We start from the raw sequence: 17,032 nt of genomic DNA on the forward strand, positions 1-17,032 counted from the left end.
TGACTTGGCTTTAAAGGTATATCCGCACATGGCAGTGTTTACAAAAAAATCCCCGCACTCCATGGTAGAATTTAAAGCTTCTTATATCAGTGAATGGCGTGATTATAAGGGGCGTTTGCCTGAGATTATTTTTCATGGCGAGCGTGGCACGCCCAATGGCATGGCGCAGTTCACCCCTTATCCTGATGGGTTTTTTCAGCTACATGGCATGACCGAAAACATCACCTTATTTAATGATGGGTTGACCAAAGCTACACACCAAAGCAGCCAACCGCCCATTAATCCACAATATCTAAATTATATTGAAAACGGTTGGGAGCCAAACGCACTAAAACAGCGCACCCAAAACGCCATAGATTATGTCAGCGAATTTGTGCCAAGTTTTCGAACTGCACAAGCGGGAGATAATGCGTTATATGGTGGGCAGCAAGTACCGAGTGATGATATTACCGTGCGCGTCGCGGATTTGCAGGTGTTTGCCAAGCTGCGTTATGCGGTGGCAGAAAATGTGAAAGCCAATTCTACCCTAGATGTGGCGGATAAAGTCATGGATGCGCTAGTTGATGCCAATTTGATAGAAAAATCTGCTTGCAAGCGTCCTAACTGGCACAAAATTGATGTCAATGAGGTCGATATCGTTGCACGCGATATTGCCAAAACCCGCCATTACCCATTACCGATGGCAAAGGTCAATCAACGGTTAATGGTTTGATGGATTGCTGGCTTGATAAAAAAGGTAGAAAAAATTCTACCTTTTTTACTTTTACGCTGTTTTTATCCTGTCAACATTGAGAAAAATAGTCTAAGCAAATAACCCTTGGGCGTATTGATCGCGGATGACTTTTTTATCAATTTTACCCACGCTGGTTTTTGGCAATTCAGCGATGAATTTCACATCCTGCGGAATACCGTATTTTGGCAAATGACCGCGCTCATACGCTTGCTGCGCAATCGCGATGATGTCTTCAGCTTTGGTGTCTTGATAATCGGGTTTGAGCACAATCAATGCCATCGGACGCTCCCCCCAGCGCTCATCAGGAATCGCAACCACAGCAATGTCGGCAACGCTTGGGTGTAATGACATGATGGTTTCTATTTCAAGCGAAGATATCCATTCGCCCCCCGATTTGATGACATCTTTTAGCCGGTCGGTGATTTTAACATTGCCTTTTGCATCCATCCAACCGATGTCTTGGGTGTGCAGATAACCACCTTCCCACAGCTCGTTGCCTGCATCCTGGTTTTTGTAGTAACTCTGCGTCAACCAAGGTGAACGCACCACGATTTCGCCTGTGGATGTGCCATCGTTTGGCATACGTTTGCCGTTATGCCAAATTTGCAAATCGACCAATGGCACTGGCGAGCCTGACAAGCAGCGATGCTCAATTTGTTGCTCTTCGCTCATGTGTTGGAATGTTTCATCAAAGCTGACAATGCTGATAATCGGACAAGTCTCTGACATGCCATAACCCGTAGACACTTCGATGCCGCTGGCTACAGCCATTTTGGCAAGTCCTTGATTGAGTTTAGAGCCACCGACGACCATTTTTAAGCCGTTGAATTTTTCTTGGCGTTTGTTGATTTCACCCAGTAGCATTTGCAAAATCGTTGGCACGCCATGGGTGGTGGTGACATTGTGTTTTTTTACCAAGTCAACCATGGTGGAAGGCACATAGCGACCTGGATAGATTTGCTCCAGCCCGAGCATGGTTGCGACAAAAGGAAACCCCCAAGCATGGACATGGAACATCGGTGTCATTGGCATATAGACATCCGAGTAGCGTAGCCCTTGACCTTCGACATTCAGCGCACAGCCAATTGCGACGACGAGCGTATGCAGGACGATTTGACGATGGCTAAAAAATACGCCTTTGGGATTGCCGGTTGTACCGCTGGTATAGAAGGTTGTGGCAATGGTGTTTTCATCAAAATCTTCAAACTCGTACTCATCGCTGGCTTGTGCGAGCATGGCTTCGTATTCGCCTTGGGCGTATGGGGGCATTGGCGTGTTGTTATCATCCAACCAAATCACATGCTCGATTGATGGCGCATCTTGGGTGTGGCTTTTGATCATCGGCGAAAATTCTGAATTTAACAGTAGCGCTTTTGGTTTGGCATGATTGATGGTATATAGCACTTTGTCTTCTGACAAACGCACATTGACGGTTTGCAAGATATAGCCACACATCGGGATGGCAAAATAACATTCCAAGTAACGGTGTGTGTCCCAATCCATGACTGCAACCACATCGCCTTTTTGTAGGTTTAAGCCTTTTAAGACATTGGCTAAGCGATTGACACGTTTGAAAAACTCATGATAGGTGTAACTGGTTTTGTCGGCGTAATGGATTTTTTTGTTGCTAGAGACCACTTTGGCGCGAGACAATAAATTTTTGATAAGCAAGGGAAAATCATAAGCTTGGTCGGCTTGTAGGTAGTTTTCGTGTTGATTTAAAATAGCTGTCATAGAACATTCCTTTGTTGTGGTATAACCAACGAGTCAATCAAATATTGCTCGCCTAACTTTGCTGTGATTACTTCCTTGTGAATATTGACTATATACGAGCGGTAAAGCCAATACAACAAAAAATATGAAACTTTCCAGTTCAATATGTTTCATATTTTTACGCCTTTTTTACACTTTGGTGAAAAAAATTTTATTATGGGGTTTTGATAGACTGCCTTTGCTATAATGCGCGTTACATATCCCCACTGAACGAAAAAATATGACCCAGCATTTTTGTTTGCCTAGCGATATCAGCCCCGAACAATTTTTGAGCGAGTACTGGCAAAAAAAACCACTGCTAATCAAACAGGGCTTGCCGCAATTGGTTGGTATGTTTGAGCCAGACGATATCATCGGACTTGCCCAAGATGAAGACGCCACTGCCCGACTCATCAGCGAAAATAACCAGCAATGGTCACTTAAAACCAGCCCTCTTACCGCCAAAGATTTTCAAAAACTGCCAAAACATTGGACGGTGCTGGTGCAAAATATGGAACAATGGTCGCCAGCGCTTGGCAACCTATGGCATGCGTTTGATTTTATTGCGCAGTGGCAACGTGATGACATCATGGTGTCGTATGCACCCTCAGGTGGCAGCGTTGGCAAGCATTATGACAATTACGATGTCTTTTTGGCGCAAGGGTACGGCAAACGCCATTGGCAATTGGGCAAGTATTGCGACCAAACCACCCAATTTGAAGCAGGTCAACCGATTCGTTTGATGAATGAGATGGGCGAGCTGATATTTGATGAGGTGCTTGAGCCAGGCGATGTGCTATATGTGCCGACCAATCTCTCCCATTACGGGGTGGCAGTTGAGGATTGTTTGACTTTTTCCTTTGGCTTTAGGCGCCCTACCCCTTTACAGCTGCTCGATAGTTTGGCAGATGTCGCTACCCATTTTGATGATTTAGCCATTCCCCTCAAAATCAACCAACCCCCCGCAGTTGCAGGCGAGCTGTCGATAGCCAGCATTCAAGATATCAAAGCGCAGCTGATAGCGCTACTAAACTCTGAACTTGGCGATGAAATAATCACTCAAGCGATTAGCGAAACGGTAAGCAAACGGCAATATGAGCTGATGCTCCCTGACACGTATGCCGATATTGATGAGATACAAAGCGCCTTGGCAGCGGGTGCGGTCATCATGCAAGACATGTCTAGCCGCATTATCTTTACCCAAACTGAAACCGACTCAAAAACTCAGATAAAAATTTATGTCAATGGCTGTATCATTGACGCGGACGATATACCCGCTAACGCGCAATCACTCCTCATTCGGCTCGCCAATGGTGAATCAATCGATGAGCAAATTTTGCAAGCAGCCCATGTCGAAACTGATATAATTTGTGATTGGATAGAAAATGGCTGGGTAGTGCTTGATTACCCTGAAGACATTATTGGATAACGAAAAAATATTATGAGCTATTATTTTGGGTTTACCCCTTCCGTAGAATTGAGCGCTACCATTGATAAGGCGTATGAGCTGATTACTAGCAAAAGTAGCGAACGGTATGACGTTTATCGCGATAAAATCACCCAGTTGACCAGTAAAGAGCTGATGGATGCGCTACTGATTAAATTAATCGAATCGCTACCGGATGATTCAGAACGAAAATCGCATTTGATTAAAACCGCAGAAACCATTGAAGCAACTAGCGACAAACTGATTAATACACTGTTAAGTCCTACAAAAAATGAAGATGTGTTACCTAGCTTTGATTTTTTTGACCAAAAAGTGTTAAAAAACACCCAATCGGGTGAGCGTCGTATCTCAGTGCCACTGAGTGACGAGCTAGCAAAAAGTTTACTGGCTACTATAGAAAACGTCCAAGCAGGTAACGGGCTTGAAGAGCAGCAAAATTTGATTCGGTTATTTAGCGAGTTGACCAAAGCCTGTTTGCAGCATTTCTTAGTTGACTTTACCAAAACGCTCAATTTAAATATGCTCAAACGCGCGGCAATTCCAGTGACCGATGGCATCATCGTCAAAGTAATTGATATCGCGCTACGCCGTTTAATCCCCCAAATGCCGCAAGAATCGCTTGAGCGTTTTACCAAACATTACCAAGCGTTAATATTTAACAATTAGGTATTGCTAACCGTTATTATTCAATTGGATAAAACTGCGTTACAATAGCCCACTTATTTTTTTAAATTAATAGGTCCACCATGAATCAACTTAGCAATCAGCAAATCGAAGAAGCGCTACGCAATTCTGAATGTCTTATCAGTAGCTTTGAAGTGAGTAGTGCTTACGAGCGTTTGGCAGCCAGTGTCAACCTGCACTATGCAGGTCAAAATCCCATTGTGATGGTGGTGATGAATGGCGGGTTGATTCCAGCAGGTCAACTACTTACCCTGTTTACTTTTTATCATCGTATGTACTATATCCATGCGACCCGCTATCGCAACAACCAAGGCACCAATGAACTTGAATGGAAATTCAAACCTGAAATTGATTTGGCGGGCGAAGATATTTTATTGATTGATGATATTTTTGATGAAGGCATTACCCTAAAAGCGGTGGTGGACGAGCTAGCAAAAGAAAATCCAAAATCTATCCGCACCTGTGTGCTACTCAATAAACTCCATGACCGAAAAGTGCAAGAGTTTAAAGTCGATTTTGTGGGTCTAGATGTGGCAGATCGCTATGTGTATGGCTGCGGTATGGACTATCACGGGTATTTACGCCATATGCCAGGGATTTATGCGTTAAAAAATGTGTAAAACTGCTGGTCATCAATAAAAAGGTATCGCATGATACCTTTTTTTATGGCGTATTTTTTTAGAATATACTTTTTATGATGTCTGTTTTTGTGACTATCTTTTATGGCACGTTGTTGAGATGATCAAATTGTAATTGCAAGCCAGTTTGTCGAACGGCTTTTTGCGTCACCGCTAACTCAAAATTTTCTTTAGCGCTATATATGGATAAGGCGGATTTACTGCGCGTCACCGCTGTATAAATCAGCGCTTGGCTTAGTAGCCTTGTATGCGCTTTATCAATACAAATGGCGACCGTATGAAATTCTGAGCCTTGTGACTTATGAATGGTCATCGCATACGCATAGTCACAACTTTCACGGCTTAATCGCTGAATGGGTATCAGTTTTTCTGCAAAACACGCGTATAATTGCCCTTGGTACAACAAACAAATCGCAATATCGCCATTGAATAACCCCAACTGATAATCATTGTTTTGGATGATAATCGGTAAACCGTGATAAAAATAAGCTTTGGTTCGCGTGATTTTGGAAAACTCGGTAAAAGCTAGGCTCATCTTTTGGTTGATTGATTGGGTGCCCAATTGTCCTTGATGACCTGCACACAGAATACGATACCTATCAAATACCTCAAACAATTCTTTTCGATTATCCGCTTCAAAAATATTGACGGGCTGGCTGTACCATTGCTGCATAAGCGCAAAAAATGGATGGTAAGGTTTTGCTAATTGGCTGAAAACAGCAGGCAAACTCGAAGACGCATCAATTGGGTAGAAAGGAATATTGGCTGTTTGCTGCTTTGTTTTACCAGCTAAGTCGGATGGATTTTCACTTTGAGACGACTTAATTGCTTGCAAATCAATGGGTTGTAATAATCGCTGGATGAGCTTTATTTTTTTAGCGGCAGGTAAATTTTGCTGAATGGCGAGAGCAAACTGACCGACAACTGAATTTGAATCAAAGCGTTTTGACTCGGTCAACTCAGTGATATAAGGCTGCAAACGCGTCACCGCGCACAAATCTGATAGAACTGACCCCGCATCTACCGCAGCCAGCTGATTGGCATCACCTAATAAAATTAGCCGACCCGTGGGTTTGATAGCATCAACCAACTGACTGGCAAGCTCAAGCCCTAGCATGGACGCTTCATCTACGATAATCAAATCATCGGGTAATGGATTTTTGGCGTGATAGCGTGGTGTGCCATCACTACCAATACCCAACAGTCGATGTAAGGTTTTTGCATTGTCCAAAGTGATTTCTTCATCTTGCAAACTTTTTTGCAAGCTTATTCGTAATGACTCTTGCATACGCTGCGCTGCCTTCCCTGTAGGTGCAGTCAAGGTGATAGATAAAGGCGGTAAATTAGGGTCCTGTTTTCTTTTATGCTCGTGCCCCTTTTGCAGAGTGGTTACCAGTTTAGCTACGGTAAAAGTTTTGCCGGTACCAGGGCCACCGATAATGATACTCAGTGCGTGTTGGCTTGATTTTTCTATGGCGAGTTGCTGCATCGCATTGGGCGCCAAACCGTTATCGATTTCCTGTGATGATGATATACCACTAAACGCCGCCACTTTTCTATGGGCAATTTTCATCAACTGTTTGGTTAACGATTGTTCTGCATACCATTGCCGATGCAGCCAAACAATGTAGCTAACTTGCGTTTCACCAACTCCATCAACTGTTTGGGCGAGTTTTTGAAGAATGATAGGTGTATTGGTGTCATGGTTGTATAACTCATCCTCCTTCACCCCTATTACCCTTGCCCAGTTATCGTCCGTCAACTCTGCAATGAGTGATTTTTCATCCGCACTGTTGACCGTCATTTCATACACGGTATGTCCTTCTGACAATTGTTCATTGATTTGGTCAAAAATTTGCAAGATTTTTGGTTTTTCTTTTGGTTTTTTGCTGTTATTTTTACTCTCTTTGCTTAGGCTATTTTTATTGGTGTCTGTATTAGTTAGCTGTGATTTTTGCTGCTTGCGGTATTGAATAAAATTGGCTAATTGGGTTAATTTGGCAGTTTCTTCAATTATAGCGGTTGGCTCGGTCGTGTTTGTTTTCATAATAAATTCTTTATACGTAATGGTTAATTTTAATTGCCGTTGGGATAGCCGAACATATCATCCAATGCCAAGATAAAGTCACTATCAAACTGCTTTACTAGCTTCCCACAGGTAGCGTGTTTGGGTGACATACCGCGTAAAAAAGCATACTCGACCGCACCCAAATGGGTATTAATGTCATAATTGGGTAGTCGTAACTTTAAATAGCGATGCAGCGCTACTTGGTAGATGCTTGCTTGCAACCAATAACTATGCGTGGTCATCGCGTCATATAATGCCGCTGGGTTATAACTGTCGAAATCACTGCCAAGATAATTGCTTTTATAATCGACGATAAAAAACTGTGTGCCGTGCTGATACACCAAGTCAATCTCCCCTTTGAGATACTGCCAAACCATGGTGTTGACTTCTTGGCTCTGCAATTGCAGTGGAATATCAAATTGATGAAACAACGCGTTTAAGTCGCTAAATGACAAATGCTGGTTTAAGCGTAAATTAAACCCTAATTCAGCAACTTTTTGGTTGTATTTGATATTGACCAGCGGCACTTGCGAAGCGGCTAACGGCGTATGGATGATGTCATCTAGCCAATCCACCAACGCGACATAATCCGGCTGCAAAGCATCAATGTTGATATCGTGCCAGTTGCCATATTGCCCTGCACTACTGGCTTTTGTAGAAAAATAATTGCTCGGCATTTGGTAGCGTCTTAACGTGCGATCCACCATGACTGACCAGCGTTTTAACTTGTCTGCTCTGGCATCTTGTTGTGGTACAGCCAACTCAGGGGTTTCATTGTAGTTATTGGCGATGTCTTCTAAAACACTATGTAAAAAAGTCCCCGGGTTTGTACCTTTTTCAAAGTTAAATCGAATGGAATTAACCTCGTTACTCGACTCCCCCGCTAGCCTGTTATTAGGGATAGGCAATAAACGGGTTTGCGCCGCTGACAAAATATCATCGTCTTGCCTATCTTCCGCATTGACCACTGTATCAACGCTGGTATGGTCGATATAACGAGACAATGCGGTAAAACTGGTATTCGCCCATCCTTTAAAGGTATCGATTGTGATGACTTTGATGATTTCATCGTAATCAATCTTAGCGACCGTAGCGTTTTGCTCATTTTGTCTATTTTCTTTGAGTGTGAATTTTAGCTTTGAGTCATAGTATTTGCTTAGGCTATTTGAATTTATGATATTGGTTGTTTCAGTCAACGTTTCTTTGACAGCAAATTTTGCTAAATCGTCCATGAAAGGCGCCAAAGCAGAATTTTTCACTGCAGATTTTTTGGCGACAGTCACAAGATACACTTGTTCTTTTGCACGGGTAAGGGCAACATACAATAATCGCAATCGTTCCTCGTAGGCAGATTGGTCTTCAATGGCGACATAATTGATTGGGTTGATTGGGTTGTTATCGGTTATTTGGCTGGGCAACGCGGTCAATCGGCGGCTTAACAGTGGATTATCATTGTTTTGAGTCAATTTTTGACTGAATTGGGGCGTTGCTTGATGAGTGGTTTGTATACCATACAGATATAACGGCGCACCACGAAACTTGGCTTTACTCTCCCCTGTAAACCCGACCACAAACACTATCGGAAATTCCAAGCCTTTAGACGCGTGAACCGTCATCAGTTGCACGCCTTCATCAGATGGCAAGCGCTGCTGCGTTGACCAATCTTCTTTAGGCTGCTGGTGCACTTGGGCGCAGAACCACTCAAACAGTTGATGCTCGCCTACCTGTCCATTGAACTGGTCGCTAATAATATCTAACAACTGGCGCAAATCAATGAGCAATCGCTCGCCATTTGGACGTTTGGCGAGGCGCTGCCAAAAATTGAGTGGGATTTGGTTGGGTAAAGTAAGGGGTTGATTGAGCAGCCATTGTATAGCGACCAAAAAACTGTGTTTTTGCCACAATTCGCTGGCGGTCAATACCAACTGCTGAATCTCAGCCAAACTGGTGTTTGTTGACGCTTGATGAGCTTGATGAGGATGAGCCTGTCCTTGCGCCGCTTGGGTGTTAGTTTGATTAAGCGCATCATACAACTGGTTGATTTGTTCAAGGGTCAGCTGAAAAAAACTAGACAACATCAAGGATTTCAATTTTGATTCGCTAAATGGCGTCAACAGCACGCTTTGCAAGGTCATTAAATCAACACTCATGCTATCGCCAAAGACACTTTGACTAACGCCTCTGACTGTCGCAATCCCATGATGATGTAAGCGTTTCTCAATGGTATGAAGCTCACTGTTTTTGACTGCCAACACACAAATATCACTCAGGGTCAAGCCACGAGTTTGGTAGCTTAATGGTTTGCCCTCCTCAAATAAATCAAAAATTTGCGCGGCAATGGCATCGGCATAATCCACCGTTTTTTCATCACTTGATGAGATGATGTCATTCGAGGAGTCAGTGTCATTCTCGGCTACTGCCACCACTTGCTGACTATAAGGCGCTTTATATTCGATAGCAATATGATTGAACGCAGGTAAGCTAGCAGCTTCATTGTCTATCGCATTGCCGACAACCAACTCTGCGGTTTGGCGCGTGGCAGAGATTTTACGATAATAAATTTCACGCCCCATAAAATATGGCTGTTGGTTGACATTGGGCAGCTGATCGGCTTCATTTGGGTCAATATCTTGCTCGCCAACGCCATACCAGTGATTGAGGCTATCAATCAGTGCTGCTGATGAGCGATGGTTTTGGTTGAGTGACTTGGGTTGTTCTGGAAATAGTTTTTTTAACGTGGTGTAGTTTTGTACGTCCCCACCGCGAAATCCATAAATTGCCTGCTTGGGATCGCCTACCAACAGCAAAAATTGTGAAGGGGTGTGATATTTTTTTCCATTTGATTTTTCTGCTTTATCTGATGTATCTGGCTCAAAGTCTTGTAAATAAACCCTTTGAATTAGTAACGCTTGTTCGGTGTTGATATCTTGCGATTCATCAATTAAGGCGATGGGATACTGATGGCGAATATAACGCGCTAACGACTGACCTTTTTTGCCGGATAACGCATCGTTTAACCGCGCCAATTGTAAGGCAAAGGTAGTTAGCCGCTGTGATTCTAGTCGTTTTGGCAGGTGGGTACGCACGTAACGGCTAATAAACTGGGTAAAGTACAAATTTACTTGTTTAAAGTAGTCTTGCAAGGCTTGCGTTTGTTGGATAAGCTGCCAAATGTTGTCCACGATATCAAAGGATTTGAATGCGGCGCTTTGCTGTTCTTTTTTGTTATTAAAGCCTTTATCGTTGACGTATAAATCTTCAATGCCATCTAGCACCTTGACTATATTGCCAACTTTATAAATAGCAAAGACATTGGTAATGTCACCCGTGCTGAGTAAATTTTGCAGATTTTTAATTTCGTTAAAGTGTTTATGAAGTTTATTGCCACCACTAAACCCTTGGGCTTTACGAAAGTCGCTATCAAAATATGCCTCAAACCCACTATCATTATCATTTGCAATCGACTGCATCAGCGCCTTAATAGTAGTGGTATCAAACGCTGTCAATGGTACAGTATCGATGTCAGCGGTATAAAAATTTAGCGCGCGATTGACCGCCTCGTAGTAATCATCAACCGGTAAAAACACGTTATTGTCAAACATCATCGGATACAATTCAGGCATATTGGCATTGACCTGCGCCATAAATGCCCTAATTTGGTCGTGAATCATACCTTTGATGATGCCGCTGACATCATTACTGATTTGCACCTCTGCAGAAAACCCCGTTTCGCTACTGTATTCTCTTAGCCACTTTTGACACAAACTATCAAGGGTGCTGACAAATAAGCGATCAAGCTGGTTGAGTGCCAATGTGGTGCGCTGCAGTGCGATACGAAAATTGACGGTATTTTTGGCAGGTTTGTGGCTATTGTTTTCACTATCATCGGCGGTTGGCTTTGGGGGGTTTAAGCTTGCTTTCGGGCTTACTTTTGGGCTTGCTGCAGCGGTTACATCTACCGGCAAACCAAAGACTTGTTTGGCGACCCACTCGATTATGTGTTTATTGATAGGGTCTTGGTACTTACCCAGTAAATTTTTTTGTGCCGCAAGCACTTGCACCTGCGCAATAAAATGTGCATATTTTTGCACAGCGATAGCTTTGCTGCTATCCAACTCACTGTCGTTTAACGGTGTAAATGTAGCATTATTAATCATTTGCAGCAATTGATAAAAATCTTGCAAACGCTCACGAATCCGCTGGCGCATTTCGGCGGCGGCACTTCGCGTAAAGGTCGTGGCGATAATTTTTTCACACGGCTGCCCTCCTTGCACGATTAGTCGCAACATCACGCCCGTCAGCGTCCATGTTTTGCCTGTGCCTGCTGAGGCTTCAATCAAATGACGCCCCGTCAATGGCAACGTGACAGCAGGAGGTAGTAAAGGTTCAGCGTCTTGTTTAATGCGTGCTTCTTCGATGTTTGTTTGAGTGTTTGTTTCGATGTTTGCCTCGATATTTGTTTCACTACTTACTTTTATGCTTGGGGTATGAATATCGTGTTTCATAAGATTTCTTTGATAAAAATACGTGTCATGCTTCAATAAGTTGGTGCAATTCTTTGACCATAGATAACATAGGCTCATAAATCAGCGCGCCCAACGTCTGGGCAAACCCAATAACCACCGATGGTTTATAATCGCCAATTAAATGCTGCCAAATCGGGTAGTCAAACTGATTCACATCCACAAAATTAAAATTACTGTCTTTTAGCCAATCACCTAGATGCTGGCTGGCTGGCGCCTCTGGCTGCTTTTGTTGTTTTTGTAAAAATGACAGGCAAAAAGCCGGCGGTACAATGGTTACAACGCTATCAATGAGTTGATATACCATCATAATGTCCTGCAAATAACCACAGGCTTGCTCACAAGGGATGGCAGGTAGATACACGGTTTTTTTATTGCTAAACTGCCACAGCGAAAAGCCCTCATCCGCCTGTGCTTGTTGAGCCGTGGTGCGGCGAAGCACTTGCCAACATAAATGATGCAACCAAAATTGCAACAGATATTTTTCTTTGCCAGAGGTTGGCAAATAATTTAACCAATAGCTGGGATTGGCAGCTGCGGCAACCTTATCTTCAATTGATTGATACGGTTTATATAATGGCAAGTTGGCAGTGATGACCCAGCTTTCTTTACTGTCCATCAGTCCTGCTTGTTTATCTAGCGCCAAGGCACTGATGGCGATTCGCTGCTCTTCACAGGGGGTTAACGCCGTTGCCACCCAGTGGACGACCTCGTCCGTATTTTGTACATCTAATGCCCCAAATTTATCTGAATAAAAATTTCCTAACAACTTTGTCTCAGTAGCATCGAGCTGCTTACTGATGGTTTTTAAGTGATGAACAAAGTCCTGCAAATCTTTTTTGAGTTGTTGCTGATTTTGCTGCAACGATTGATAGCGGTTCACCCCGGCTGGCAATAACTCATTGATAGCAATGTTGATTGATTGTTGAGCCATCGATTGTTGAGCGATTGGCTTTTGCGCGTTTGCTGCCAGTTTCATCTCGTTGTTATGAGTATTATGGCTATTATTGCTCTTATCGGACAAGGCTTGTGCAAAAAAAGCGTCTAACAAAGATTTACGCAACAACCAGCCATCTAACGCATCCAAGGTTAACGATTCAAACTCGTTATCACCACTATCATTTTCACCTTGGACAGGGATAGCAATGTTTTGTGCCTTCACAAAGGCTTTGGCAGGATCGGCTAGGTTGCCAACGATTTTGCTCAAGTTGACATAATGCTGCTGCGACTGTTGAGGCAGGGCGGACAAACGCTGTTTTAGTTGTTGCCACTGCGATAGCCAGTCAGTTAGTTGCTTTGTATCCCAAACTTGCACGATTGGCTGAGTGGACGTAGCGTCTTTATCTTGCAGCGCCGTATAGAGATTGTGCCAAATTTTGGCAGGTGGGTACAGGGCAGTTTTTGACAGCTTGATTTGCTGGTTTAGAGTAGCTGTGGTTTGTTGTAAATCAGCAGATACCCTATCGTCATTAATTTGCTCAGGATTTTGAACACTTTTATCTTTATGCTCGCTTTTTTGCTCGTTTTTTTGCTCAGCTTGCGCCAATTCAAAATAACTTTTATCAAATGGCAAGGCGGCATGATGGGTGACCAAATACGCTTTCACCCATTGTTCAAAGTTGATTGACTGGGAATTTGGGGGATTTTGGAAATTGTTGCTTAGGCTATTTGAGTCGTTATTGGGGTCAACAATAGCATCATCACTTGCCATTCGGTTTTGCAAAAAGTCGAGTAATTCCTGTACGGGACTGGCAGGTAAATGCTCGTGGGTATCTGTGGTACTTTTACCATTATAAAATATCCAGCACGCTTGCTTGGCGCACAGCAGCGCATCCAAAAACGCGCCTAAATCGTCATCTTCTCGAAATCTGTCACCGCGAATCGGCAATCCTGCCTGCATCAAGTTATAACGGTTTTGCTGCTCTTGTTTTGGAAACTCAGATAAATTTAAATTGAGCATCACCACCAATTTATACGGCAGGCTACGCACTGAACCGATACGGGCAAAGGTAATCACGCCTGACGGCTCGGCACTGACTTGCTGATTGATAATTGATTGGGCGATGTTTTCGAGTACAAAAGTGAGTTTGAGGGGCAAATTCTCGGTATCAATTTGCTGCACTGGCTCGGTAGGTGGGTTGGGAGTTTTTGCGGTTTTGCTTGTTACCGTAGCGAGGTATTTGCTATTGGCTTCGATATTTTCTTTTAGGTCATTTTGTGCGGCAAAAATCGCGCGCCACGCATTGGTTTGATTAAATAGGCTAAATTTTTGCTGAATCAGCTTTTCTATTTGGCTTAGCCAGTCAGGCAGGGTTTTGACGTCATTACCTAGGTGACGATTGTCATCCAGCGTCTGATAAATATCACACAGCACAGCGACGATGTCGGCATCTGCCATGGTTAAGTTTGTGAGTGGTACAAATTTTTCTACCACGCCAAAGCTATTGGTATACTCGCCAAAACTTACCACCGTGGCTTTGGGCATCATCACGCCAGCAACCAAGCGCTCAAGCGCATAAGCAAAGGTGTATCGATAGTCATCATCGGCGGCACTTAAGGTTTGCTGCAAATGCCGCTCGTCAAACCCGCGAATAAATCCTGCCTGAGTCAGCAAATCACAAGCACGGGTCATCTGCTCCAAATTCAGCCCAAAGCTTTCATATAGTGGCGCTAGCATCAACCAATCAAATACTTCGCTACGCTGAAACCGAGCGCCTGCCCGATTGAGCAGCGTGTAGTACCCTGTAATCGCTTGCCAAAGCAGGTTGATATCTTTTGCCACCACGCCTGTCACTTTGGCGGGCAACTGATAGCCGTCACCGCCCACATGTTTGGGGAATGTGGCTTCGATGATGTTTTGGTGCGTTTCGATGTCGGGCAATAATACCAAAATATCTGACAACGCTCGTCTATCCCAAGGATCGGTGGGAATCTGCGCTGGTGTGGCTTGCATATCGCTATAATTTAGCCACCCGATAATCATACTGCGTAGCACTTCAAGCTGCCGCACTATGCTATGACAGACATGAATAGCAATACTGGTATCAAGGGGCTTGGGTCGCCATTTTTCCACGTTTTCAAGTTGCTTGTTGGATTCTTGCTTGAGTTTGTCTTTAATGGCTTTGTATAGACCCAGCGTGGATTCGATATCTTTAAGCCCATTACTTTGAATATTGGCAAGCTGCTGCTGTAAAAGCTGGGTTTGCTGCAAGAGGTTTTGGCGGCTATCTTCACTTGCTGCTTTTGCTACCTTTGCTTCCTCGCCTTTCACCAGTTTAAGCATGTCATTGATTTTGGCGGTGGTCGCGACTTCTTCTAGCATTAAGATGTCATGTTGGATAAATTCAAGTAACGTATTAGGCGGCGTGTTATCAAAATCATCTTGCCACAGTACATGTTCATATTCATTACCCGATAAGCTTGCCAGCATGGCAAACACTTCACGCGACTGTTTGCCAAACCGTGACAACAAGGTATGACCATAATCCTTTAGATACCAAGCGTCATGTTTGCTGGCATCGTCTTCCATTTGCATTTGCATGAGCCAGTTTTTATCGACGATATCTGCCCAAAATTGCTCTGATGGATTAAAGTGTAAAATCGTGACGTCGGTTAGCACCCCTAAGCGTTGTAAGTCCAATAACTCTGTCGGCGGTAACTGCTGCAAAGTAAATAAAAACACGTGCTTTGGTAACTTGCTACGACTGATGTTGCGGATGCGGGTCTCTGAATGGTTTAATGCTTGCCAAAACTGCTGATGCAACTGCTCGCGAAACCGGTAGTCATCATCAAACAGCTGTCGCCATAAAAATCGCTGCGCGGCTTCTAACTGTTCGTAGTGCTCAATGAGCCAGTCAGGCGTCTCAATGGCGTTGGACCCCTCCCGCCCGTTTAAGCGATTATGCAGCGCATCTTTTTTGGCAATCATGTCACTCACCGCCACAGGCTTGTCTTGCCCCCAATGAGTAAGCCACTGCGGACGATAAGTCATGTAGCGATTGAGCATATTTGCCATATCACTGGCTAGCTGCCAGATACGTTGATCTTGGGTTTGTAAGTCAGCAGTTTGGCTAATCACGTCATTAGACAGTAGCGATTGGTTATTCGCCCAGCTCAAACTGTCAATGGTGGCGGGTGTATCAGGTGCAAAACCAGTAGTATTTGGGTTATCCGCTTCTTTGTCTTCAACCAAAGGAGATAAAAATGGATAAAGCGGATGTTGCGGCTGCTCCACAATGGCTTGGCGGTACTGGGTTAAATAGCCAAAGATTTGCCACTGCATGACGTTTTTGGATAGCATTGCCACTTCTGGCACGTCTAATATATCGTCGTCCTCCGAGATGCGCGCATAGGTTCTTAAAACCCGCTGCATCAGTCCCAAAAAATAGCGACCCCAAAATTCGGTGGTCACTAAGGTGCTGATGCCTGCCTTATCTGCGACTTGTTTTTTTAACCACTCCCCCATGACTTTAGATGGCACAATCACCTGAAATGGCTCAAAAATTGAGCCTTGATAACTGGGATTTTTGTAAGCCTTTAACAAATGGTCAAATAGCGTATCGACTTTATTACTTTGTATAATCGTTAGCATGCAGTAAATACTCAAGAATTTTTATAGATAGCGAGTGGGTCGCTCAAAAAATTATACAGCAAAAAAATGCACCACCATCACCGCTCAATGAAAAAATCGCCCGAATTGCAACATTCGCGACAGCCAGTGTCGCCAGCAGTCTGTCAAACTCCCTAACTCACTTAGCTGTTATGCACTACAAAGTATGCAATCCAAAGCAAGTAATATACAGCCAACAAAGTGATAAACTTATTCCTACGTCACTCATGAGTATATTTTTGGTTACGTTTCATTTTTAAGTGTTGTAAGCCATTTATTTTACTTATAATATTAAGCTCATTAGGTCTAACGCATAAAAGAAAACAACCGTATAAAAGAAAAAAACAAGGAGACGACCATGACTGAAAATACTAATGCTAACCCTATCGATAAATCTCAATTAGACAACGCCCAATCTGATGTTGCCAATGAAGCGATGGAAGGCATCAATCGTACCGACATCAACCAAGATAATGCCAGCACGCCTATCTCTAAGGGTTCTGATGAATCGCTACTTGATATGTTACATGAGGCGAAAAAACTCGAAGATGAAGAATAAGAATAAGATAAAATCAAAC

Annotated in this window: 9 protein-coding genes; 5 read left to right on the top strand and 4 right to left on the bottom strand. The window is 43.5% G+C overall.

Annotated elements, in window-relative coordinates; genetic code table 11:
- Positions 1-28: 28 nt before the first annotated feature.
- Complete coding sequence (locus tag LAJ61_RS00005) at positions 29-712, top strand: hypothetical protein (RefSeq protein WP_224053983.1); 684 nt, start codon at positions 29-31, stop codon at positions 710-712.
- 90 nt (positions 713-802) lie between these two features.
- Here LAJ61_RS00005 and LAJ61_RS00010 read toward each other — a convergent pair whose 3' ends face one another.
- On the bottom strand, positions 803-2,467 hold the full coding sequence (locus LAJ61_RS00010) for a fatty acid--CoA ligase (RefSeq protein ID WP_224053984.1): 1,665 nt from the start codon (positions 2,465-2,467) through the stop codon (positions 803-805).
- A 259-nt stretch (positions 2,468-2,726) separates the two neighbouring features.
- On the opposite strand from LAJ61_RS00010, the gene LAJ61_RS00015 reads away from it, so the two are divergent.
- The 3 genes from LAJ61_RS00015 (at position 2,727) to LAJ61_RS00025 (ending at position 5,236) form a co-directional block, all read left to right on the top strand.
- Entirely contained in the window at positions 2,727-3,914 is a 1,188-nt protein-coding gene (locus LAJ61_RS00015) for a cupin domain-containing protein (RefSeq protein ID WP_224053985.1), read from the top strand.
- A 12-nt stretch (positions 3,915-3,926) separates the two neighbouring features.
- On the top strand, positions 3,927-4,598 hold the full coding sequence (locus LAJ61_RS00020) for a hypothetical protein (RefSeq protein ID WP_224053986.1): 672 nt from the start codon (positions 3,927-3,929) through the stop codon (positions 4,596-4,598).
- Between the two features lie 80 nt (positions 4,599-4,678).
- A complete protein-coding gene (locus LAJ61_RS00025; RefSeq protein WP_159374752.1) occupies positions 4,679-5,236 on the top strand; it encodes a hypoxanthine-guanine phosphoribosyltransferase in 558 nt (185 codons plus the stop codon).
- A gap of 100 nt (positions 5,237-5,336) precedes the next feature.
- On the opposite strand, the gene recD is transcribed toward LAJ61_RS00025, so the two are convergent.
- The 3 genes from recD to LAJ61_RS00040 are packed head-to-tail and all read right to left on the bottom strand — an operon-like array spanning position 5,337 to position 16,436.
- Positions 5,337-7,301, bottom strand: a complete 1,965-nt coding sequence (recD, locus tag LAJ61_RS00030; RefSeq protein ID WP_224053987.1) for an exodeoxyribonuclease V subunit alpha — start codon at positions 7,299-7,301, stop codon at positions 5,337-5,339.
- A 29-nt stretch (positions 7,302-7,330) separates the two neighbouring features.
- The gene (locus tag LAJ61_RS00035) at positions 7,331-11,827 is read right to left on the bottom strand and encodes a UvrD-helicase domain-containing protein (protein ID WP_224053988.1); all 4,497 of its coding nucleotides are present in this window, start codon (positions 11,825-11,827) and stop codon (positions 7,331-7,333) included.
- Between the two features lie 25 nt (positions 11,828-11,852).
- Positions 11,853-16,436 (bottom strand): exodeoxyribonuclease V subunit gamma, encoded by a 4,584-nt coding sequence (locus tag LAJ61_RS00040; protein WP_224053989.1) that lies wholly within the window; start codon positions 16,434-16,436, stop codon positions 11,853-11,855.
- Between the two features lie 376 nt (positions 16,437-16,812).
- On the opposite strand from LAJ61_RS00040, the gene LAJ61_RS00045 reads away from it, so the two are divergent.
- Entirely contained in the window at positions 16,813-17,013 is a 201-nt protein-coding gene (locus LAJ61_RS00045; RefSeq protein WP_224053990.1) for a hypothetical protein, read from the top strand.
- Positions 17,014-17,032 lie beyond the last annotated feature (19 nt).

Source organism: Faucicola osloensis, assembly GCF_020041925.1.
Lineage (GTDB): Bacteria > Pseudomonadota > Gammaproteobacteria > Pseudomonadales > Moraxellaceae > Faucicola > Faucicola osloensis_D.

Coding starts and splice junctions, on each gene's coding strand:
- LAJ61_RS00005 (WP_224053983.1), top strand. CDS start 29: ATGGCAGTGTTTACAAAAAAATCCCCGCACTCCATGGTAGAATTTAAA.
- LAJ61_RS00010 (WP_224053984.1), bottom strand. CDS start 2,467: ATGACAGCTATTTTAAATCAACACGAAAACTACCTACAAGCCGACCAA.
- LAJ61_RS00015 (WP_224053985.1), top strand. CDS start 2,727: ATGACCCAGCATTTTTGTTTGCCTAGCGATATCAGCCCCGAACAATTT.
- LAJ61_RS00020 (WP_224053986.1), top strand. CDS start 3,927: ATGAGCTATTATTTTGGGTTTACCCCTTCCGTAGAATTGAGCGCTACC.
- LAJ61_RS00025 (WP_159374752.1), top strand. CDS start 4,679: ATGAATCAACTTAGCAATCAGCAAATCGAAGAAGCGCTACGCAATTCT.
- recD (WP_224053987.1), bottom strand. CDS start 7,301: ATGAAAACAAACACGACCGAGCCAACCGCTATAATTGAAGAAACTGCC.
- LAJ61_RS00035 (WP_224053988.1), bottom strand. CDS start 11,827: ATGAAACACGATATTCATACCCCAAGCATAAAAGTAAGTAGTGAAACA.
- LAJ61_RS00040 (WP_224053989.1), bottom strand. CDS start 16,436: ATGCTAACGATTATACAAAGTAATAAAGTCGATACGCTATTTGACCAT.
- LAJ61_RS00045 (WP_224053990.1), top strand. CDS start 16,813: ATGACTGAAAATACTAATGCTAACCCTATCGATAAATCTCAATTAGAC.